This is a genomic window from Tessaracoccus luoxuelianae (assembly GCF_055326245.1).
In genome coordinates, this window is sequence record NZ_JBUZNO010000008.1 from 67,977 (window position 1) to 88,096 (window position 20,120).

General features: G+C 69.6%; 19 protein-coding genes. 17 read left to right on the forward strand and 2 right to left on the reverse strand.

The window, feature by feature from the left end:
- Positions 1 to 35: 35 nt before the first annotated feature.
- On the reverse strand, positions 36 to 701 hold the full coding sequence (locus tag ACZK39_RS12685; RefSeq protein WP_463613518.1) for a helix-turn-helix transcriptional regulator: 666 nt from the start codon (positions 699 to 701) through the stop codon (positions 36 to 38).
- A gap of 55 nt (positions 702 to 756) precedes the next feature.
- On the opposite strand from ACZK39_RS12685, the gene moaA reads away from it, so the two are divergent.
- Genes moaA through moaC form a run of 11 tightly spaced genes read left to right on the forward strand, consistent with a single transcriptional unit; the run spans position 757 to position 14,013 of the window.
- Positions 757 to 1,776 (forward strand): GTP 3',8-cyclase MoaA, encoded by a 1,020-nt coding sequence (gene moaA / locus ACZK39_RS12690; protein WP_182799044.1) that lies wholly within the window; start codon positions 757 to 759, stop codon positions 1,774 to 1,776.
- Positions 1,773 to 2,375 carry a molybdenum cofactor guanylyltransferase gene (gene mobA, locus ACZK39_RS12695; protein ID WP_463613519.1) on the forward strand — a complete coding sequence of 201 codons (603 nt, stop codon included), beginning with the start codon at positions 1,773 to 1,775 and terminating at the stop codon, positions 2,373 to 2,375. Before moaA ends, mobA begins: the two co-directional genes overlap by 4 nt.
- Positions 2,376 to 2,431: 56 nt before the next feature.
- Complete coding sequence (locus ACZK39_RS12700; RefSeq protein WP_182782254.1) at positions 2,432 to 6,145, forward strand: nitrate reductase subunit alpha; 3,714 nt, start codon at positions 2,432 to 2,434, stop codon at positions 6,143 to 6,145.
- Positions 6,145 to 7,725: a nitrate reductase subunit beta gene (gene narH, locus ACZK39_RS12705; protein ID WP_255443525.1), complete on the forward strand. Its 1,581-nt coding sequence runs from the start codon at positions 6,145 to 6,147 to the stop codon at positions 7,723 to 7,725. Before ACZK39_RS12700 ends, narH begins: the two co-directional genes overlap by 1 nt.
- The gene (gene narJ / locus ACZK39_RS12710) at positions 7,722 to 8,336 is read left to right on the forward strand and encodes a nitrate reductase molybdenum cofactor assembly chaperone (protein WP_463613520.1); all 615 of its coding nucleotides are present in this window, start codon (positions 7,722 to 7,724) and stop codon (positions 8,334 to 8,336) included. Before narH ends, narJ begins: the two co-directional genes overlap by 4 nt.
- On the forward strand, positions 8,333 to 9,091 hold the full coding sequence (gene narI, locus ACZK39_RS12715; RefSeq protein ID WP_463613521.1) for a respiratory nitrate reductase subunit gamma: 759 nt from the start codon (positions 8,333 to 8,335) through the stop codon (positions 9,089 to 9,091). Before narJ ends, narI begins: the two co-directional genes overlap by 4 nt.
- A gap of 38 nt (positions 9,092 to 9,129) precedes the next feature.
- Positions 9,130 to 10,473 carry an MFS transporter gene (locus tag ACZK39_RS12720; protein WP_370585700.1) on the forward strand — a complete coding sequence of 448 codons (1,344 nt, stop codon included), beginning with the start codon at positions 9,130 to 9,132 and terminating at the stop codon, positions 10,471 to 10,473.
- Entirely contained in the window at positions 10,470 to 11,861 is a 1,392-nt protein-coding gene (locus ACZK39_RS12725; RefSeq protein WP_463613522.1) for an MFS transporter, read from the forward strand. The genes ACZK39_RS12720 and ACZK39_RS12725 overlap by 4 nt, the downstream gene beginning before the upstream one ends.
- Positions 11,862 to 11,883: 22 nt before the next feature.
- Positions 11,884 to 12,300 carry a molybdenum cofactor biosynthesis protein MoaE gene (locus tag ACZK39_RS12730; RefSeq protein WP_463613523.1) on the forward strand — a complete coding sequence of 139 codons (417 nt, stop codon included), beginning with the start codon at positions 11,884 to 11,886 and terminating at the stop codon, positions 12,298 to 12,300.
- Positions 12,301 to 12,313: 13 nt separating this feature from the next.
- Positions 12,314 to 13,531 (forward strand): molybdopterin molybdotransferase MoeA, encoded by a 1,218-nt coding sequence (locus ACZK39_RS12735; protein ID WP_463613524.1) that lies wholly within the window; start codon positions 12,314 to 12,316, stop codon positions 13,529 to 13,531.
- On the forward strand, positions 13,528 to 14,013 hold the full coding sequence (gene moaC, locus ACZK39_RS12740) for a cyclic pyranopterin monophosphate synthase MoaC (protein ID WP_463613525.1): 486 nt from the start codon (positions 13,528 to 13,530) through the stop codon (positions 14,011 to 14,013). Before ACZK39_RS12735 ends, moaC begins: the two co-directional genes overlap by 4 nt.
- Here the strand turns inward: moaC and ACZK39_RS12745 are convergent, their stop codons facing one another.
- The gene (locus tag ACZK39_RS12745) at positions 14,014 to 14,526 is read right to left on the reverse strand and encodes a MogA/MoaB family molybdenum cofactor biosynthesis protein (RefSeq protein ID WP_182782263.1); all 513 of its coding nucleotides are present in this window, start codon (positions 14,524 to 14,526) and stop codon (positions 14,014 to 14,016) included.
- Between the two features lie 77 nt (positions 14,527 to 14,603).
- Here ACZK39_RS12745 and ACZK39_RS12750 point away from each other — a divergent pair, with 77 nt between their 5' ends.
- The 6 genes from ACZK39_RS12750 (at position 14,604) to purM (ending at position 20,075) form a co-directional block, all read left to right on the forward strand.
- Entirely contained in the window at positions 14,604 to 15,011 is a 408-nt protein-coding gene (locus ACZK39_RS12750) for a TOBE domain-containing protein (protein WP_463613526.1), read from the forward strand.
- Positions 15,008 to 15,712, forward strand: coding sequence for a molybdate ABC transporter substrate-binding protein (gene modA / locus ACZK39_RS12755; protein WP_463613527.1), 705 nt, complete (start codon positions 15,008 to 15,010; stop codon positions 15,710 to 15,712). The genes ACZK39_RS12750 and modA overlap by 4 nt, the downstream gene beginning before the upstream one ends.
- Positions 15,709 to 16,491 carry an ABC transporter permease gene (locus tag ACZK39_RS12760; RefSeq protein ID WP_182799038.1) on the forward strand — a complete coding sequence of 261 codons (783 nt, stop codon included), beginning with the start codon at positions 15,709 to 15,711 and terminating at the stop codon, positions 16,489 to 16,491. The genes modA and ACZK39_RS12760 overlap by 4 nt, the downstream gene beginning before the upstream one ends.
- Positions 16,484 to 17,545 carry an ABC transporter ATP-binding protein gene (locus ACZK39_RS12765; RefSeq protein ID WP_463613528.1) on the forward strand — a complete coding sequence of 354 codons (1,062 nt, stop codon included), beginning with the start codon at positions 16,484 to 16,486 and terminating at the stop codon, positions 17,543 to 17,545. Before ACZK39_RS12760 ends, ACZK39_RS12765 begins: the two co-directional genes overlap by 8 nt.
- Before the next feature lie 62 nt (positions 17,546 to 17,607).
- Positions 17,608 to 19,035: an amidophosphoribosyltransferase gene (gene purF, locus ACZK39_RS12770; protein ID WP_182782266.1), complete on the forward strand. Its 1,428-nt coding sequence runs from the start codon at positions 17,608 to 17,610 to the stop codon at positions 19,033 to 19,035.
- Positions 19,032 to 20,075 carry a phosphoribosylformylglycinamidine cyclo-ligase gene (gene purM, locus ACZK39_RS12775; protein ID WP_463613575.1) on the forward strand — a complete coding sequence of 348 codons (1,044 nt, stop codon included), beginning with the start codon at positions 19,032 to 19,034 and terminating at the stop codon, positions 20,073 to 20,075. Before purF ends, purM begins: the two co-directional genes overlap by 4 nt.
- Positions 20,076 to 20,120: the final 45 nt, after the last annotated feature.

Here is a 20,120-nt window from a genome sequence, read left to right on the forward strand (position 1 = left end):
ATCCACGCCGGTGGGCGGGTGACCCGATGGGTCGCTCAGCCCACCGGCGTGGTCGCGTCTCGTGGCCCGGCGCCCGCGTCCGGCTGGAGGGCCAGGTGGCACAGCCGGGGGCCGACGTCGATCCGACCCGCCACCATCCCGCTCGCGCTCGCCTCGAGGTAGCCGTCGACGAAGCCCTGATGGATGGCGCACACGATCGGGAGCTCCCTGAGGCCCACCTCGGCCCGGAACGGGCAGCGCGTGAAGGTGAGCTGGTTTCCGACGGCGACGGTCCCGAACCCCCGCTCGGCGAGATGAGCCACCAGCCCCTCGACGGGTTCGGTGTCCTCGGGCTCGTCATCGACCATCGAACCGCCCCAGGAGCGCCCCGCCTGCTCGGCCAGCCGCGACCCGTCCGGCAGAGTGGCCACGAAGTTCTGGATCAGCACCTCGGTGAGCTCCATCAGGTGTGAGTTGCTGACGTTGGGGGAGTCGCTGGTGGCGGCGAACAGCAGCGGCGGGCGCCCTGCCTGCCCGAGCGGAGCCGCGGCGCTGACGGCGTAGCCCGCATCGCGCAGCCCTTCCAGGTGGAATCTGGCGGAGTTGCGGTGCAGCCCCAGCTGGTCCGCGACCTCGGCGACCGCCACCGGGCCTGCGGCGGATTGCAGCAACGCCAGCACGCGCGTGCGGGTGGGGCCGAGCCCGTGGGGTTCGCTGGTCACTGATCCAGTTTCGCATGCTCAGGGCACCCCTCCCGGGTCGGGGTAGCATGCGCCCATGCAGGAGCACCGATTGCTGGACAGCCACGGGAGGGTCGCACGCGACGTCCGCGTGTCCTTGACCGACCGCTGCAACCTGCGCTGCACCTACTGCATGCCCGCAGAGGGCCTCGCCTGGCTGCCCGTCGAGGAGACCCTCACCGACGACGAGGTGGTGCGCCTGATCCGCGTGGCCGTCGTGCGCCTGGGGGTGGAGCGGGTCCGGTTCACCGGGGGAGAGCCACTGCTGCGGCCCGGGCTGGAGCGCATCGTCGCTGCCGCGTCGGCAATGGAGGGTCCCGGCGGGCGCCCTGAGTTGGCACTCACCACCAACGGGCTTGGCCTGGACAAGCGCATCGCGGGGCTCAAGGCCGCCGGCCTGGACCGGATCAACATCTCGCTGGACTCGCTGGACCCCGTCCGCTACGCCCGGCTCTCCCGCCGCGACAGGCTGCACGACGTGCTGACCAGTATCGAGGCCGTCGACGCCGCCGGCCTGCGCCCGCTGAAGGTGAACTCCGTGATCATGCGCGGCGAGAACGAGCCGGACATCGTGCCGCTCGCAGCGTTCTGCCTGGCGAGGGGCTACCAGCTGCGCTTCATCGAGCAGATGCCGCTCGGTCCCAAGCATGAGTGGGACAGATCACAGATGGTCACCTCCCGGGAAATCCTCGATGCGCTGGAGACCCGCTTCCGCCTCACCCCGCTGGACGAGCCCCGAGGCGCGGCCCCCGCGGAGCTCTGGCGGGTGGACCCGGACGCCGAGCAGCCGGGCGGCACCGTCGGCGTGATCGCCTCGGTGACCAACCCCTTCTGCGCCGCCTGCGACCGGACGCGGCTCACCTCGGACGGTCAGGTCCGCAACTGCCTCTTCTCCAGGACGGAGACGGACCTGCGCGCAATCCTGCGCGGGGGCGGCTCGGACGACGACATCGTCGCGGCCTGGGCGGGCGCCCACGCAACAAAGTCGCGGGCCCACGGCATCGATGACATCGGGTTCGTCCAGCCCGCCCGCACGATGAGCGCCATCGGAGGATGACTCCCGAATCGCCCGGTCTCCGCTGCGCGATCGTGCTGGGCGGGGGGCGCTCGTCGCGGATGGGCACCGACAAGCTGGAGCTCACCGTCGGGAACCGTTCGCTGCTGCAGCGCGCCTGCGATGCCTCCCTCGGCTGGGCCGACCAGGTGATCGTCGCCTCACCCGTCCGCGCCGGGTTCCCGGACCAGCGCATCGTCTTCGTGCTGGAGGATCCTCCCTTCGGTGGCCCCGTGGCAGGCATCGCGGCGGCGGTGGCCGCCCTTCCCGGCGAGGCGGAGGAGGTGCTCCTGCTGGCGGGTGACCTGGCAGATCCTCACGCCGTCGTGGGAGCGCTGCGCGCGGCGCCGATGGGGGTCGACGGTGTGGTGCTGGAGGACGAAGAGGGCTGGCCCCAGCTGCTGGCGGGGCGTTACCGCGCGGCCGCTCTGAGGCTCGCCGTTGGCGGTGCTCCAGCCCTGCGCGACGTGTCCGTCCGTCGCCTCCTCGGGACTTTGGATCTGGCCCCGGTGGCAGCCCCGCCAGCCCTCGTCCGAGACGTCGACACCCCTAGCCAGGCGCGACTCGCCGGCGCTGAATTTCGCAACTACGACGGCGCGTAAGACTTTTTTCCGAGAAGTTTGGACGTACCGCTCTCCGGCATGGAAAGCTGACACCCATGAGCACCGATTCCGCGCGCGTTGACGGCCCCGCCTCCGATGCCCTGCTGAAGCTTGGCCGCTTCTTCACCAAGTGGGACCAGACCGACGACGGCCGCGCCGTCTTCCGCCAGGGTGGCCGCGCGGGAGACGTCTTCTACCGCGACCGCTGGAGCCACGACAAGGTGGTCCGCTCCACGCACGGCGTCAACTGCACCGGCTCCTGTTCCTGGAAGGTCTACGTCAAGGACGGGATCATCACCTGGGAGTCCCAGCAGACGGACTATCCCACCACCGGGCCTGACCGGCCGGAGTATGAGCCCCGCGGATGCCCCCGTGGGGCCGCCTTTTCGTGGTACACCTACTCGCCCACCCGGGTCCGCTACCCGTACGGCCGCGGCGTGCTCATCGAGATGTACCGGGAGGCGAAGAAGCGCCTGGGCGATCCGGTGGCCGCCTTCCGTGAGATCTCCACCGATCCGGTCAAGCGCCGCCGCTACCAGCAGGCCCGAGGCAAGGGCGGATTGGTGCGCATCTCCTGGGAAGAGGCCCTGGAGATCTCCGCCGCCAGTTACGTCAACACCATCAAGTTCTACGGCCCGGACCGCTGCGTCTCCTTCTCGCCCATCCCGGCGATGAGCATGGTCTCCCACGCCATCGGCACCCGCTTCACGCACCTCATCGGCGGCGCGATGACCAGTTTCTACGATTGGTACGCGGACCTCCCCGTCGCCTCCCCGCAGGTGTTCGGAGACCAGACCGACGTGCCGGAGTCCGGCGACTGGTGGGATTCCACCTACCTGATGATGTGGGGCTCCAACGTGCCCGTCACGCGCACCCCGGACGCGCACTGGATGGCCGAGGTCCGCTACCGCGGCACCAAGGTGGTCACCGTGGCGCCGGACTACGCGGACAACGTGAAGTTCGCCGACGAGTGGCTGCCCGCCCAGGCCGGCACCGATGCCGCGCTGGCCATGGCCATGGGGCATGTCATCCTCAAGGAGAACTTCGTCGACAAGAAGGTCGAGTACTTCGACGACTACGTCAAGCAGTACACGGACCTCGGCATGCTGATCACCCTGGTGGATCACCCCGAAGGCCATGGGCTGGTGCCCGGCAAGTTCCTCACCGCCGCGGACCTGCCGGCCACCGCAGAGGTCTCCGACGCCGCCTTCAAGACCGTGGTGTGGGACGACGCCACCTCCAGCCCTGCGGTGCCCAACGGTTCCATGGGCTACCGCTACTCCGAGGACGGGGCCGGTCTCTGGAACCTGGACCTCGGCGAGATCCGACCCGCGCTCAGCCTCATCGAACAGGCCGACGCGCAGAAGGTGGAGATCTCCCTGCCGTGCTTCGAGGACCCGAAGGGGGAGGGCAGCATCATCCACCGCGGTGTCCCTGCCCGCGTGGTCGAGGGCAAGCTCGTCACCACAGTCTTCGACCTCATGCTCGCCCAGTACGGCGTGGGCCGCGACGGCCTCCCTGGCCAGTGGCCTGCCGGGTACGACGACGCCACAGTTCCCTACACCCCCGCCTGGCAGGCGGAGATCACCTCCGTGCCCGCCGAGGCGTGCCTCCGCATCGCCCGTGAGTTCGCGGCCAACTCGGAGGAGTCGAAGGGCCGCACGATGATCATCATCGGCGCCGGCATCTGCCACTGGTTCCACGCGGACGTGACCTACCGCGCCATCATCGCGCTGCTCATGATGACCGGCTGCATCGGCAAGAACGGCGGCGGCTGGGCGCACTACGTGGGCCAGGAGAAGTGCCGCCCCATGACGGGCTGGTTCAACATGGCCAACGCCACGGACTGGTCGCGGCCCCCGCGCACCATGATCGGCACCGCCTACTGGTACATGCACACCGATCAGTGGCGCACCGACGGCTTCTCGGCTGACCGGATCAAGTCCCCGCTGTCCACCGGCAGCCTCGACGGCACCCACTCGGCGGACGCCATCGCGCTGTCACACCGCCTGGGCTGGATGCCGTTCTACCCGCAGTTCGACGCGAACCCGCTGGACCTGGCGGACGAGGCGATCGCTGCCGTCGGACGCGGTGAGTACGAGACCCCGCAGGCCTACGTGGCCGCCAGGCTCAACTCCGGCGAGTTGAAGAGCGCCGTCGAGGATATCGACGCGCCCGAGAACTGGCCGCGCACCATGATCCTGTGGCGCTCGAACCTGTTCGGCTCCTCGGCCAAGGGCAACGAGTACTTCCTCAAGCACCTCCTCGGCACCCACAACAACGTGATGGAGAACGGTCACGGGGCTGACCTCCGCCCGGATGTGGTGAAGTGGCACGACGAGGCCCCTGAAGGGAAGCTGGACCTGCTGATCACCGCGGACTTCCGCATGACCAGCTCCACGCTGCTCAGCGACATCGTGCTCCCTGCCGCCACCTGGTACGAGAAGTACGACCTCAGCTCCACGGACATGCACCCCTTCGTGCACGCGTTCACGCCCGCGATCGACCCGCCGTGGGAGACCAAGAGCGACTTCGACGTGTTCGCCGAACTCGCGATCAAGCTCTCCGAGCTGGCCAAGGGACGCCTGGACACCCGCAAGGACCTGGTGGCGGTTGCGCTCCAGCACGACACCCCCGGCCAGATCGCCCAGCCGGGCGGCCATGTGCCCGACTGGCGAGGCACCGACCTGGAGGGTGTGCCCGGGAAGAACATGCCGGTGCTCGCCGTCGTTGAGCGCGACTACACGGCGATCGCGGACAAGCTGCTCACCGTCGGCCCGCTGGCGGAGAAGCTGGGCTTCACCGTCAAGAACATCACCTACGACGTGGGCCACCAGGTGACCAAGCTCGGCAAGCTGCACGGGGTGTACCCCTCCGGCCCGGCCGCAGGCCGCCCCGCCATCAACACCGACCAGCGGCTCGCCGAGGCCATCCTGATGTTCTCCGGCACCACCAACGGAGAGTTGGCCACGCAGGGCTTCCGCGACCTGGAGCGCAAGACCGGCCGCAGACTGGCGGACCTGTCTGAGGGGTCCGAGGAGAAGCAGATCACCTTCATCCAGACCCAGCAGTCGCCGCAGCCCGTCATCACCTCCCCGGAGTGGTCGGGGTCGGAGACCGGCGGCCGCCGCTACGCCGCGTTCACCATCAACACCGAGCGGCTCAAGCCATGGCACACGCTGACCGGGCGGATGCACTTCTTCCTGGACCACGACTGGATGGCCGACGCAGGCGAGCAGCTGCCGATCTTCCGGCCGCCGCTGGACATGGGCCGCGACTACGGCGAGCCCGAGCTCGGACCCAACGGTGAGAAGGCCATCACTCTGCGCTACATCACGGTGCACAACAAGTGGTCCATCCACTCCGAGTACCAGGACAACCTGTTCATGCTCAGCCTCGGTCGCGGCGGGCCGCAGGCCTGGCTCAGCGTCGCCGACGCCGCGAGCATCGGGGTCAGGGACAACGACTGGATCGAGCTGACCAACGCCAACGGAGTGTTCGTGGCCCGCGCCGTCGTCACGCCGAAGCTGCCGGACGGCATCTGTTACGTGCAGCACGCCCAGGAACGCACCATCGACGTGCCGAAGTCCGAGGCCACCGGCAAGCGCGGCGGCATCCACAACTCGGTGACCCGGATCCTTCTCAAACCCACCCACCTCATCGGCGGCTACGCACACCAGGCGTACGCCTTCAACTACATCGGCCCCACCGGCGTTCAACGAGACATCGTGTCGACGGTGCGCCGCCGCTCCCAGGAGGTCCAGTACTGATGGCCAAGCAGCGACGCGTGATGGCCCAGGTGGCCATGGTGATGAACCTCGACAAGTGCATCGGCTGCCACACCTGCTCGGTTACGTGCAAGCAGGCCTGGACCAACCGGGCCGGCACCGAGTACGTGTGGTTCAACAACGTGGAGACCCGCCCCGGGCAGGGCTACCCCCGCACCTACGAGGACCAGGAGAAGTGGCAGGGCGGCTGGGTGCGGACCAAGTCCGGGCGGCTCAAGCTGCGCTCCGGTGGCCGGTTCAAGAAGCTGCTGAGCATCTTCGCCTCCCCGGTGCAGCCGGAGATGAACGACTACTACGAGCCGTGGACCTACGACTACGAGAACCTCATCCAGGCACCGCTGGGCGACGACTTCCCCGTCGCGAGGCCGAAGTCCCTGATCACGGGCGAGGACATGGCCATCAAGGCCTCCGCCAACTGGGACGACGCCCTGGGCGGCATCCACGAGACCGGCCATGACGACCCGATCGTGAAGAAGCTTCGCGAGGACGCCAACCTGCAGATCAAGTTCGAGTACGAGAAGACCTTCATGTTCTTCGTGCCCCGGATCTGCGAACACTGCCTCAACCCCTCCTGCATGGCCTCCTGCCCCTCCGGCGCCATCTACAAGCGCTCGGAGGACGGCATCGTCCTGGTGGACCAGGACAAGTGCCGCGGCTGGCGTCAGTGCATCACCGGCTGCCCCTACAAGAAGATCTACTTCAACCACCGCTCCGGCAAGGCCGAGAAGTGCACCATGTGCTACCCCCGCCTCGAGGTGGGACTGCCGACGGTGTGCTCCGAGACCTGCGTGGGCCGGCTGCGCTACATCGGCATCATCCTCTACGACCCCGATCAGGTCACCAAGGCCGCCCTCGTCGACGACAAGGACCTGTACCAGGCCCAGATGGACCTGATGCTGGACCCGAACGACCCGCAGGTGATCGCCGATGCGAAGGCCAACGGGATCCCTGGCGACTGGCTGGCCGCCGCCCAGAAGTCACCCGTGTACGCCCTCATCAAGCACTTCAAGGTGGCGCTTCCGCTGCACCCTGAGTACCGCACCATGCCGATGGTCTGGTACGTGCCCCCGCTCTCCCCGGTGGTGGACCTGCTCAAGGCCCAGGGCCACGACTCCGAGGCCGGCGGCAACCTGTTCGGTGCCATCGACACCCTCCGCATCCCCGTCGAATACCTCGCTGAGCTGTTCACCGCGGGAGACGCCGACGTGGTGACGGGCGTGCTGCAGAAGCTGGCCGCGATGCGCTCCTACATGCGCGACGTGACGCTCGGCCGAGAGCGGCAGCCCGAGCTGGCGCACGCCGTCGGCATGGAGCCCGCGGCCCTGGAGCAGATGTACCGGCTGCTAGCCATCGCCAAGTACGACGAGCGCTACGTCATCCCCAAGGCCCACGCCGAGCAGGCGCACAACCTGGAGGAGATGGGCTGCTCGCTGGACTTCGAGGGCGGGCCGGGCGCCGGGGGAGAGGGGCCGTTCGGCACCTCTTCAGGGCGCGTGGTCCCGGTGGCGATCGAGAGCTTCGCCGACGCGAAGGCCCGCCAGCTCGACGCGAGCGGAGCATGATGTCAGCGGTGGTGTTCCAGGCGGCCGGGCTGCTGCTCGGCTACCCGGACGAGGAGCTGCTGGATCGGCTCCCGGTGATCGAGGCCGCCGTCGCCGAGGCTGGTGCGGGAGAGTACTTCGCGCCCACCCTCGCGCACCTGCGCAGCATGCCGATCATGGAGCTGCAGAGCTGGTACGTGCAGGAGTTCGACCTGTCACGCCGGCACGCGCTGCACCTGACCTACTGGACCGACGGCGACACCCGCCGCCGCGGCGAGGTGCTGGCCGCCATCAAGCAGACCTACCGGGATTCCGGCCTCGTGGTGGACCTCGCCGGTGAGCTGCCGGATTACCTTCCGATGGTGCTCGAGTTCGCCGCCGTTGGACACCCCCAATTGGGGCTGGGGCTCCTCAACGCCTACCGCGCCAGCCTCGAGCTGCTCCGCATCGGACTGGCGGAGGACAAGCTCCCGCAGTCCGGGGTGGTCGAGGCCGTCTGCGCCGCGCTCGGCGGGCCCTCGCCGCGTACCCGCTCCGAGGTCCGGGACCTGCTGGGCGGCCCGCCCACCGAGACCGTCGGCCTCGATCCCACCTTCCTGCCCTACCCGCAACTGCAAGGGAGCACGCGATGAACATTCTGCTCTGGGGAGTCCTGCCCTACGTGGTGCTGCTGATCCTCGTGGGTGGGCTGATCTGGCGCTACCGGTTCGATCAGTTCGGCTGGACCACGCGCTCGTCTCAGCTCTACGAGTCCAAGCTGTTGAAGATCGGTTCGCCCATCTTCCACTTCGCGCTCATCGCGGTGCTCATGGGCCACATCGTCGGCCTGCTGATCCCCAAGGCGTTCACGGACTGGATCGGCATCGATCAGCACACCTACCACGCCGGCGCCCTCTACGGCGGCGGGCTGGCGGGCATCGCCCTGATCGTCGGTCTCGTGATGCTGATCTGGCGCCGTCGTTCCACGACGGCGGTGTTCAAGGCCACCACGTGGAACGACAAGATCATGTACCTGGTGCTCGCCACCGTGATCGGGCTCGGCATGGTGGCCACGCTCACCGGCGACACCACCCCCACAGGCGAGGAGCACAACTACCGCGAGACGGTATCGGTGTGGTACCGCTCCCTGTTCGTGTTCCAGCCCGACGTCGAGGCGATGGCGGCCGCCACCTGGCAGTTCCAGACCCACGTCGTCATCGGCATGCTGCTGTTCGCGATCATCCCCTTCACCCGCCTCGTGCACGCCTTCTCGGCACCGTTCCACTACCTGTTCCGCCCCTACATCGTCTACCGCTCGCGCGACGACTCGTCGCGTCGCTCCGAGACGGTCAAGGGTCGCGGCTGGGACCCCGTGGGTACCCCCGACAACAAGCGCGCCCAGCGCTGAGCTCCCTGCCGCCTTCCCCCTAGAGAGACACCCCACACGTGAGTAAGCACCTCATCGAGGTTGAGCCCGTCCACGAGACGGGCAAGGGCGCCGGCCGCGTCATGATCATGTCCACCCTCGCGTTCACGCTGATGTTCGCGGTGTGGCTGATGTTCGGCATCCTCGGCGTCCCCATCCAGAAGGAACTCGGCCTCACCGACGTGGAGCTGTCCTGGATCTCGGCCCTGGCCGTCCTCAACGGCTCGATGTGGCGGCTCCCGGCCGGCATTCTGGCCGACCGGATCGGCGGCCGGAAGGTCACGCTGTTCCTGCTGTTCGCCACCGCGCTGCCCGCCTTCCTGGTCTCGAAGGCCGACAGCTACGGGCTCCTGCTCGTGCTGGCCTTCCTCGTCGGCTTTGCCGGAAACCTGTTCTCCGTCGGCACCGCCTGGAACGCGGCCTGGTACTCCCGCAAGCGCCAGGGCCTCGCCCTGGGCGTCTTCGGTGCGGGCAACGTGGGCGCGTCGGTGACCAAGTTCATCGGCCCCCCGCTGATCGCAGGGACGGCGGGGGCCACCTTCGCGTTCGGCATCGAGGGCGGCTGGCGCCTGGTTCCGGTGATCTACGCCGTGCTGCTGGTCATCGTAGGGGTGGCCGTGTGGGTGATCGTGCCGCGCGTGGATCGCGCGCCCGGCACCAGCCGGAGCGTCCGCACCATGCTGCTGCCGCTCAAGCACATGCGGGTGTGGCGGTTCAGCCTCTACTACGTGGCGGTCTTCGGCGCCTACGTGGCGCTGTCGGCGTGGCTACCCAAGTACTACGTCGACAACTTCGACGTTGACCTCACCACCGCGGGTCTGCTCACGGCCACCTTCATCTTCCCGGCCTCGCTCCTGCGTCCCGTGGGCGGCTGGCTGTCGGATCATTTCGGCGCCCGCAGGGTCATGTACTGGACGTTCGCTCTGATGCTGCTCACCAGCGGAATCCTCATGATGCCCAACGGCCACATCGTCATCGAGCACGCCGACGGCTCCCAGACCGAGCACCTCGCCTACAGCCTCAGCCTCTGGATGTTCGCGGTGCTGGTGTTCCTCCTGGGCTGCGCCATGGGCCTGGGCAAGGCCGCGGTGTTCAAGCACATCCCCGAGTACTTCCCGGAGAACGTCGGCTCGGTCGGCGGCCTCGTCGGCACCCTCGGTGGCCTCGGCGGGTTCGTCCTTCCGCCGCTGTTCGCCTACACCAAGCTGTGGTCGGGGTTCCCCACGTCCACCTTCTTCGTCCTGTTCCTCCTCACCGTCATCTGCGCGGTGTGGATGCACCTCACCATCGTCAAGATGCTGCACGACAAGTCACCCGAACTCGCCGGCACCATCGAACTTCCCCTTGAGGAGTCCGCAGTATGAGTACCAAGAAGTTCGAGACCAAGGGCGACTGGCTCCAGGCCTGGGACCCGGAGGATCCGGAGAAGTGGGACAGCAGACTCGCCTGGAACACCCTCACCATCACGACCTTCACGCTGACCCTGGCCTTCGTGGCCTGGTTCCTCCCCAGCGCCATCGTGCCCAAGCTCAACGCGCTCGGCTTCGACTTCACCAAGGAGCAGCTCTACTGGATGGCCGCCATGCCCGGCCTGTCCGGCGGAATCCTGAGGCTCGTGTGGATGGTGCTGCCGCCCAAGATCGGCACCCGCAAGATGGTGACCCTGACCACCCTCCTGCTCATCCTGCCGGTCCTCGGGTGGGGCTTTGAGGTCACCAACCCTGACGTGCCCTACTGGCGGCTCTTGGGTCTGGCGTTCCTCTCCGGCATCGGCGGCGGTGCGTTCTCCGGATTCATGCCCTCGACCTCGTACTTCTTCCCCAAGCGCCTCCAGGGCACCGCGCTGGGCCTGCAGGCGGGCATCGGCAACTTCGGCGTGTCGCTCGTGCAGCTCATGACGCCCTGGCTGATCACCTTCGGCATGTTCGGGTTCCTCGGCTCGCAGCAGATGTCGTTCGCGGGCAGGGACCCCGTCACGGTCTGGTACCAGAACTCGGCGCTGGTCTACATCCCGTTCATCATCGTCGGCGCCATCTGGGCCTACATCGCGCTGCGGTCCGTGCCGATCAAGGCCAACATCAAGCAACAGTTCGACATCTTCTCCAACCAGGACACCTGGTGGATGACCATCCTCTACATCATGACCTTCGGCACCTTCTCCGGGCTCGCGGCCCAGTTCGGCCTGCTGATGCTCAACCTCTACGGGGCGGGCAACGCCGCCATCGTCGAGGGCTCTGGGGCCACGGCCACGATGCTCGTCGACGGCTACACGCTGCCGGATCCGGTGAAGTTCGTCTTCCTCGGGCCGCTCGTCGGTGCCGGGGCCCGTATCGTGTTCTCGCCGCTGACTGACCGGATGGGTGGCGCCATCTGGACGCTCATCTCCGGCATCGGCATCCTGGGCTCGATCCTCTTCACGATCCCGGCGCTCACACCGGACACCTCCAGCGCTGCCGCGCTGCAGGGCGGGTTCAACCAGTTCCTGTGGGGCATGCTGCTGATCTTCCTGTTCTCCGGGATCGGCAACGCGTCCACGTTCAAGCAGATGCCGATGATCTTCGAGAAGCGGCAGGCGGGCGGCGTGATCGGCTGGACCGCGGCCATCGCGGCCTTCGGACCGTTCCTGTTCGGCGTCGGACTCACCATCATGAGCCCCACGCTGTTCTATGCCATCGGTGCCGTGTGGGCCGTGATGTGCATCGCGATCACCTGGTTCCGCTACGCCCGCCCGGGCGCGCCGAAGCCCAGCTGACCCCTCGGGTTAGGGTGGGCGTGTGAAGCAACTCGCAGGGGTGACGCCCGACGACGTCGACGTCGACGCGCTGACGGCGTTCGTCTCCGATGACCGCGCGGGAGCCGTCGTCACGTTCGGCGGCATCGTGCGCAACCACGACCACGGGGTGGCGGTCACGGGCATCGAGTACGTCGGGCATCCGACGGCGGAGGCCGTGATGCGGGAGATCGTCGCCGAGTTCGAGGGCCGCGACGGCGTGCATGCGATCGCGGCGCAGCACCGCCTCGGCACGCTGGGCATCGGGGGGGTGGCGTTGTTCGTGGCGGTCGCGGCGTCGCACAGGGCGCAGGCGTTCGACTGCGCGTCGGACCTGGTGGAGCGGGTCAAGGAGAGGCTTCCGATCTGGAAGAAGCAGTTCCTCGCCGACGGCACCCACGAGTGGTCGCAGTGCCCGTGAGCCGGGGCTGGGAATGCTGAGCGTCGAGGAGTACCTGGAGCGGGTGCTGGCGCTGGCCACGCTCCTGCCATCCGAGGCGACACCCGTCGATGAGGGTCGCGGCCGGGTGCTGACGGAGGACCTCGCGGCGCGGGTGGCGGTCCCCCCCTTCGACAATTCGGCCATGGACGGGTTCGCGGTGCGCGCCGCCGACGCGACGCCCGGGGCCGTCCTGAGCGTGATCGGCGACATCCCTGCCGGCGCCACTTCCACTCCGACGGTGGGGCCCCGGGAGACGGCCCGGATCATGACGGGCGCGCCGATGCCACCGGGGGCTGACGCCGTCGTCCCGGTGGAGGCCACCGACCAACCGATGGGCGCCGCGCCGCTTCCCGATCGCGTTGTCGTCAGTGGGGCAGCGGTGCCGGGCAGGCACGTGCGGCGGGCGGGTGAGGACGTGCGCGCGGGAGACATCGTCCTGCCCTCCGGCACCACGTGGGGGCCTGAGGCTGCGTCCGCGGCGGCGTCGATCGGCTTCGGGTCAGTGCCGCTGCGTCGGAGGCCGCGTGTCGCGGTGCTGTCGACCGGCTCCGAGCTTGCGCCCGCCGGTGAGCCACTCGGCTTCGGCCAGATCCCGGACTCCAACTCGATCCTGCTCGCCGGCCTCGTGGAGAGGTTCGGCGGCCGGGTCGTCCTGCGGCGATCGGTGCCCGACGACGGCGCCCAGTTCGCGCGGGTGCTCGACGAGGCCTCCGCCGCCGCGGACGTGGTGGTCACCTCCGGCGGGGTGTCCGTGGGGGCGTTCGAGGTGGTACGGCAGGTGGTCGAGGGCGAGATCGAGTTCGTCAAGGTGGCGATGCAGCCGGGCAAGCCGCAGGCCTGCGGCGCACTGCGTGACCGTGACGGGCGGCCCGTGGCCTTCCTGGGTCTGCCCGGCAACCCCGTCAGCGTGTTCGTCTCGGCCTGGGCGTACCTGCGCCCGCTGCTGGCCGCGTTTCAGGGCCTTCCCACACTGTGGCCGTCCACCCAGCTCCCCGTCGCCGAGGGGTGGCACAGCCCGCCGGGGCGTCGGCAGTACACGCCGGTGCGCATCGTCGACGGCGCGGTGCAGCCCTCGCACCGGCTCGGCTCAGGCTCCCACCTGGTGGCCTCGCTTCACCTGGCCGACGCTCTGGCGGTCCTCGGCGAGGACGTGGAGAGCGTCAAGCCCGGCGAGAGGGTCGCGGTGCATCTGGTCAGCGCGCTAGCGTGACCGCCATGGAGTTCACGCACCTTGATGCCCGCGGCGAGGCCCGCATGGTCGACGTCACCGCCAAGCAACCCACGGTCCGCTCGGCCACCGCCGTCGCCTCCGTCCGTTGCTCGGCGGAGGTGGTTGAGGCGTTGCGCACGGGAACCGTGCCGAAGGGCGACGTGCTGGCCGTCGCCCGGGTCGCGGGGATCGCGGCGACGAAGAGGGTCCCGGATCTGCTGCCGCTGGCACACGTGATCGGCGTGCACGGCGCCGTCGTCGACCTGTCGATCGTCGACGAGGGGGTCGCGATCGAAGCGACGGTGCGGACCGCGGACCGGACCGGCGTCGAGATGGAGGCGTTGACGGCGGTGACTGTCGCGGCGTTGGCGGTGGTGGACATGGTCAAGGGCGTGGACCGCTCGGCCGAGATCGTGTCGGCGCGGATCACCGCCAAGAGCGGGGGGCGCTCAGGCGACTGGAGCCGGCCCGCCGACTCCTGATTACTGGCTGGAGGGCCGGTTGAGGTCGTGATCGGCGCCGTCGAGCTGGTCGACGATGTGAACGAGCAGCGGGGCCAGCACTGAGAGTGCGTCGCGGGCCCCACCCCGGGAGCCGGGGGCGTTGTAGACGAACGCGCGGTTCTCGTTGTGGTCGATCACCCCGGCCAGGCCCCGGGAGAGCCACGACAGCGGAGTGTTCGCCGCGCCCAGGCTGCGGACGGCCTCGGCGACCCCCGGCACCTCGTAGGTGAGCAGGGACCGGGTCGCCTCGACGGTGACATCCCGCGGGCCCACTCCCGTCCCGCCCGTGGTGATGACCACGCGGGCGCCGTCGGCCACCGCAAGCCGGATCTCTGTGGCGATCACCTCGGCCTCGTCCGGCACGATGACCGGCTCCGTCACCTCGAATCCCAACTCCTTCAGCGCGCGACGGATGATCGGGCCCGAACGATCCTCGTAGACGTTGCCCGAGGCGCGATCCGAGCAGGTGATGACGGCGGCTCTGTGACTCATGGCCCCAGCCTATTCCGGCGCGAAGGCCGACAGGACCAGACCCACCGATCCGCAGGAGCGGAGTGTTAGGGTCAAGCATGACGCAGATGCGGATCTCGGCAGCGGCAAGCCTTCTGGGGGTGAGCGACGACACGGTCCGTCGCTGGGTTGAGGCCGGCCGTCTGCCGGCCAGCGCCGACGAGCAGGGGAGACGGGTCGTCGACGGCGCCGCGCTGGCCGCGCTCGCCCAGGAGCTCGCCGATGGAGGGCTGGACGACCTGGACGGGGGAGCGGGGACGCGATCAGCGCGCAACCACCTCACCGGGATCGTGACGAAGGTGACCTCGGATCTGGTGATGAGCCAGGTGGAGCTGCAGTGCGGCCGCTACCGCATCGTCAGCCTGATCTCCACCGAGGCGGTGCGGGAACTCGGGCTCGCGGTCGGCTCGGTGGCCACCGCTGTCATCAAGGCGACGAACGTGTCGATCGAGGGGCTCAGGTCGTGAAGAGGTCCGCGGCACTGCTCGCCGCCGCGTTGGCACTCACGGGCTGCGGGCAGCCTTCGTCGACGAGCCCGGTCGTGTTCGCGGCGTCATCCCTGAGTGAGGTGCTGCAGGACGTGGGCGCCGAGGCTACCTTCAGCTTCGACGGCTCGTCCGGGCTGCTCGACCAGCTGGCCGGTGGGGCCCCGGCCGACGTGTTCGCCTCGGCCGACCGCGCGGTGATGCAGCGCGCCGTCGACGCGGGTCTCGTCGTCGACGATCCGGTGATGTTCGCCACCAACCGGCTGGTGATCGCCGTACCGCGAGGCAATCCGGCCGGGGTGACGGGATTCGACGAGTCGCTGAACCGCGGGAAGCTCGTGGCGTGCGCGGTGGAGGTGCCGTGCGGGGCCGCCGCACACAGGCTGGCCGACGCGGCCGGGCTGGAGCTCCGTCCCGTCTCCGAGGAGAGCAGAGTGGCCGACGTCCTCGGCAAGGTCGCCTCCGGGGAGGCCGACGCCGGCCTCGTCTACGCCACCGACGCCGCGGCCTCGACCGCCGTGGAGAGCATCGAGATCGCCGGTGCCGGCGCCGATCCGAACACCTACTGGGTTGCGGCGGTGGCCGATGCGCCCCACCCCGACGCGGCTGAGCGCTTCATCGACGAGCTGACCGGGCCCTGGCAGGATGACCTGCGCGCCGCCGGGTTCGGGCCACCGCAGTGACCGCCGCAGCGCTCCCGCGCTGGGCGTGGGCGCCCTTCGCCGCCGCGCTGGCGTTCCTCGTCGTGCCCCTGCTCGGCCTGCTGCTGCGGGTCCCATGGGGGAGGCTGGGTGAACTCCTGGGCTCCGAGCGGGCCCGTGACGCGCTGGCGCTCAGCCTCGGCACCTGCCTGGCCAGCACCCTCGCGGTGCTCATCCTCGGCGTCCCGACGGCGCTCGTGCTGGCGCGGTCGCGGGGCCGGTGGGTCGGCGTGGCGCGGACGGTCGTGGCGGTGCCGATGGTGCTGCCGCCCGTCGTCGCGGGGCTGGCGCTGCTCGCCACCCTCGGGCGGCGCGGGCTCATCGGCGCGCCGCTGGCCGTGCTCGGGATCGAGATCGGCTTCACGACCGCCGCCGTGATCGTCGCGCAGACATTTGTCGCCCTGCCGTACCTGGTGGTCTCGCTCGAGGGGGCCCTGCGCTCCGCGGGCACCGACTACGAGCGGGCCGCGGCACGGCTCGGCGCGCGGCCCACGCACGTGTTCGGGCAGGTCACGGTGCCGTTGGCCGCCCCCGCGATCCTGTCCGGCACCGCGCTCGCGTTCGCACGGGCGCTCGGAGAGTTCGGCGCAACACTGACGTTCGCCGGGTCCCTGCAGGGCGTGACCCGCACGCTGCCGCTGGAGATCTACCTGCTGCGGGAGTCCGACGCCGAGCTGGCGCTGGCGTTGGCGCTGGTGCTGCTGGGGGTCGCGGCTGTCGTCGTGTTCGTGGCGATGCGGACGGGCCGCACCGATGCCTGAGGCCATCAGGGTCGACGCCTCTGTCGCGGACCGGGGCCTGACCCTCAATGTGGGCGTCCCCGAGGGCGCGACTGTCGCGGTGGTGGGCCCCAACGGCGCGGGCAAGTCCAGCCTGGTCCAGCTGCTCTCCGGCGACCTGCGCCCCACCAGCGGCCGCGTGAGCGTCCTCGGACTGGAGCTGTCCGGGCCGGAGGGGCACGTCGCCCCGTACCAGCGGCGATTCGGCTACGTCGAGCAGCGTTCCCTGCTGTTTCCCCACCTCGACGTCCTCGACAATGTCGCCTTCGGACTCCGCGCCCGCGGTGTGTCGCGGGGGGCCGCCCGGGCCCGGGCCGCCCAGGAGCTGGCCGCCGTCGGATGCGCGGACCTGGGGCAGCGCCGCCCCAGGTCCCTCTCCGGCGGGCAGGCGCAGCGGGTTTCCCTGGCCCGCTCCCTGGCCATCGACCCGGAGGTGATGCTGCTGGACGAGCCGCTGGCCGCGCTGGACGCCAGCGTGGCGCCGGAGGTCCGGGCGCTCCTCAGGCAGCGCCTGCGCGGGATCACCACCGTGCTGGTCACCCACGACTTCCTCGACGTGGTGACCCTGGCGGACCGGGTGGTGGAGCTGAGCGAAGGCCGCGTCGTCGCGGAGGGGGACGTCGACGATGTGTGCCAGCGCCCCACGAGCGCCTTCCTGGCCGGCTTCGTCGGGGTCAACCTGCTGCACGGCGAGGCCACGGGCGACGGCGGGGTCCGGCTGGACGAGGGGATCATGGTGGCGGGCATCTCCGCGGGCCCTCTGCCGCCGGGGCCGGCCCGCGCCGTGTTCGCGCCCACCGCGGTCAGCGTGTTCCGGGAGGCTCCGCACGGGAGTCCGCGCAACGAACTGCCCGCCCTGGTGGTGGGAATCGAGGACAGGTGGCCCGTGCAGCGGGTGACGCTGGACGTGGTGGGGCAGCGGGTCGCTGCCGACCTGACCCCCTCCGCGGTCCGCGACCTGGGCTTGGCGCCCGGTGATCGGGTGGTGGCGGTGATCAAGGCCACCCTGGTGTCGCTGTACCCGTCGTCGGCCTGAGCATCGGCCCACCGGAGGAGGGGACGGCGCCCGGAACGGCGCCAGCGGGTAGAGTCTGCCGCGTGCTCGGCTACGACGGTCCCAAGGAAGAATGCGGCGTGTTCGGTGTCTGGGCGCCCGAAGAGGACGTGGCCCAGCTGACGTTCTTCGGCCTGTTCGCGCTGCAGCACCGAGGCCAGGAGTCCGCCGGCATCGCGGTGAGCAACCTCCAGCGCATCATGGTTTACAAGGACATGGGCCTGGTCAGCCAGGTGTTCAATGAGGCCACGCTGAAGTCGCTTCCCGGCCGGCTGGCCATCGGTCACACCCGCTACTCGACGACGGGGGCCAGCGTCTGGCACAACGCGCAGCCCACCTTCCGCGCCACGCACGCGGGTGGACTGGCCCTGGCCCACAACGGCAACCTCACCAACACCCACGAGCTCGAGGCGTGGTTGGCGGAGCTGGACCCCACCGAGCGGGTGCCGGAGAAGAAGACCATGGACTCCACCAACGACACGTCGCTGGTGACGGCTCTCATGGCCAGCTTCGGCGAGGAGCCCATCGAGCAGGTGGCGATGAAGGTCCTGCCCCGCCTGAAGGGCGCCTTCTGCCTCACCTTCATGACCGAACGCACGATCTTCGCGGCCCGAGACCCGCAGGGCATCAGGCCCCTGGTCCTCGGGCGTCTGTCCAACGGTTGGGTGGTCGCCTCCGAGACGGCGGCGCTGGACATCGTGGGCGCCAGCTTCGTGCGTGAGGTGGAGCCCGGCGAGTTCCTCGCCATCGACGAGCGCGGACTGCGGTCCGTGCGTTTCGCCGAGGCCAAGCCGAAGGGCTGCATCTTCGAGTACGTCTACCTGGCCCGCCCGGACACCACCATCGCCGGACACGGCGTGCACACGGTCCGGGTCCGGATCGGCCGGAAGCTCGCGGAGGAGTACCCCGTCGACGCTGACCTGGTGATCCCGGTGCCGGAGTCGGGGACGCCCTCGGCCATCGGCTACGCGGCTGCCTCGGGAATCCCCTACGGGCAGGGCCTGGTGAAGAACGCCTACGTGGGCCGCACCTTCATCCAACCCAGCCAGACCATCCGCCAGCTCGGCATCCGGCTGAAGCTCAACCCGCTGCGCGAGGTGATCGAGGGCAAGCGCCTCGTCGTCGTCGACGACTCGATCGTGCGGGGCAACACCCAGCGCGCCCTTGTGCGGATGCTGCGCGAGGCCGGCGCCCGTGAGGTCCACGTGCGCATCTCGTCGCCGCCGGTGAAGTGGCCATGCTTCTACGGCATCGACTTCGCCTCCCGGGCCGAGCTGATCGCGCCGGGCCTGACGGTGGAGGAGATCCGCCGCTCCCTCGGCGCAGATTCCCTTGGCTACATCTCGCTTGAAGGCCTGACGGAGGCCACCCACGTGCCCGCCGACAACCTGTGCCGTGCCTGCTTCGACGGGAACTATCCCGTCGCGATCCCGCCTGCCCAGGCCGAGCTGCTGAGACTCGAGGAGAGATAGTGGAGAAGAGTGCCTACGCCGCCGCAGGCGTCGACATCGAGGCGGGCGACCGCGCCGTCGAACTGATGAAGGCCCACGTGGGCCGCACCCGTCGGCCCGAGGTGTTGGGCGGTCTCGGCGGCTTCGCAGGGTTCTTCGACGCCTCGGCGCTGAAGGGGTACCAGCATCCGGTGCTGGCCACCTCCACCGACGGCGTGGGCACCAAGGTGGCCATCGCCCAGGCCCTGGACAAGCACGACACCATCGGCTTCGACCTCCTCGGCATGCTCGTCGACGACCTCGTGGTCTGCGGCGCCGAACCGCTGTTCGTCACCGACTACATCGCCTGCGGCAAGGTGGTCCCGGAGCGGATCGCCGCGATCGTCAGCGGGATCGCGGACGCGTGTGTCGCGGCGGGGTGCTCCCTCATCGGAGGGGAGACGGCCGAGCACCCCGGCCTCCTCGAGCCGCATGAGTACGACATCGCCGGCGCGACGACGGGCGTGGTGGAGCGCTCGAAGATCCTCGGGCCCGAGCGGGTGCGCACGGGCGACGCGATCATCGCCATGGCCTCGTCCGGTTTGCACTCCAACGGCTACTCACTGGTCCGCCACGTCCTGCTGAACCAGGCGGGCTGGGACCTGGGGCGCCATGTCGACGAACTCGGCCGCACCCTCGGCGAGGAGCTCCTCGAGCCCACGAAGATCTACGCGCTCGACGTGCTGGACCTGATCAGCACCGTCGAGGTGCACGCCATGAGCCACATCACCGGCGGCGGGCTGGCCAACAACCTGGCCCGCGTGATCCCCAACGACATGGCCGCGGTGCTGCGCCGCTCCAGCTGGACCCCGCCCGCGATCTTCCAGATCGTGCAGACGGTGGGCGGGCTCAAGCAGGCCGACGTCGACGCCACCCTCAACATGGGCGTGGGCATGGTGGCCATCCTGCCTCAGCATGAGGTAGACGCGGCCCTGGCGGCACTCGCCGCACGCGGTGTCCACGGGTGGGTGCTGGGCGAGATCCAGGCCTCCGAGGGGCCTGGCGAGGCGTTCCTCCTCTAGCGGGAGGAGCCCCACCGTCGTCGGCACGACGAGGGCTCGCTAGGG

What these genes read in the sequence shown, in the direction of transcription:
- moaA (WP_182799044.1), top strand. Translation starts at nt 757, where the DNA reads ATGCAGGAGCACCGATTGCTGGACAGCCACGGGAGGGTCGCACGCGAC.
- mobA (WP_463613519.1), top strand. Translation starts at nt 1,773, where the DNA reads ATGACTCCCGAATCGCCCGGTCTCCGCTGCGCGATCGTGCTGGGCGGG.
- ACZK39_RS12700 (WP_182782254.1), top strand. Translation starts at nt 2,432, where the DNA reads ATGAGCACCGATTCCGCGCGCGTTGACGGCCCCGCCTCCGATGCCCTG.
- narH (WP_255443525.1), top strand. Translation starts at nt 6,145, where the DNA reads ATGGCCAAGCAGCGACGCGTGATGGCCCAGGTGGCCATGGTGATGAAC.
- narJ (WP_463613520.1), top strand. Translation starts at nt 7,722, where the DNA reads ATGATGTCAGCGGTGGTGTTCCAGGCGGCCGGGCTGCTGCTCGGCTAC.
- narI (WP_463613521.1), top strand. Translation starts at nt 8,333, where the DNA reads ATGAACATTCTGCTCTGGGGAGTCCTGCCCTACGTGGTGCTGCTGATC.
- ACZK39_RS12725 (WP_463613522.1), top strand. Translation starts at nt 10,470, where the DNA reads ATGAGTACCAAGAAGTTCGAGACCAAGGGCGACTGGCTCCAGGCCTGG.
- ACZK39_RS12735 (WP_463613524.1), top strand. Translation starts at nt 12,314, where the DNA reads ATGCTGAGCGTCGAGGAGTACCTGGAGCGGGTGCTGGCGCTGGCCACG.
- ACZK39_RS12745 (WP_182782263.1), bottom strand. Translation starts at nt 14,526, where the DNA reads ATGAGTCACAGAGCCGCCGTCATCACCTGCTCGGATCGCGCCTCGGGC.
- ACZK39_RS12750 (WP_463613526.1), top strand. Translation starts at nt 14,604, where the DNA reads ATGACGCAGATGCGGATCTCGGCAGCGGCAAGCCTTCTGGGGGTGAGC.
- ACZK39_RS12765 (WP_463613528.1), top strand. Translation starts at nt 16,484, where the DNA reads ATGCCTGAGGCCATCAGGGTCGACGCCTCTGTCGCGGACCGGGGCCTG.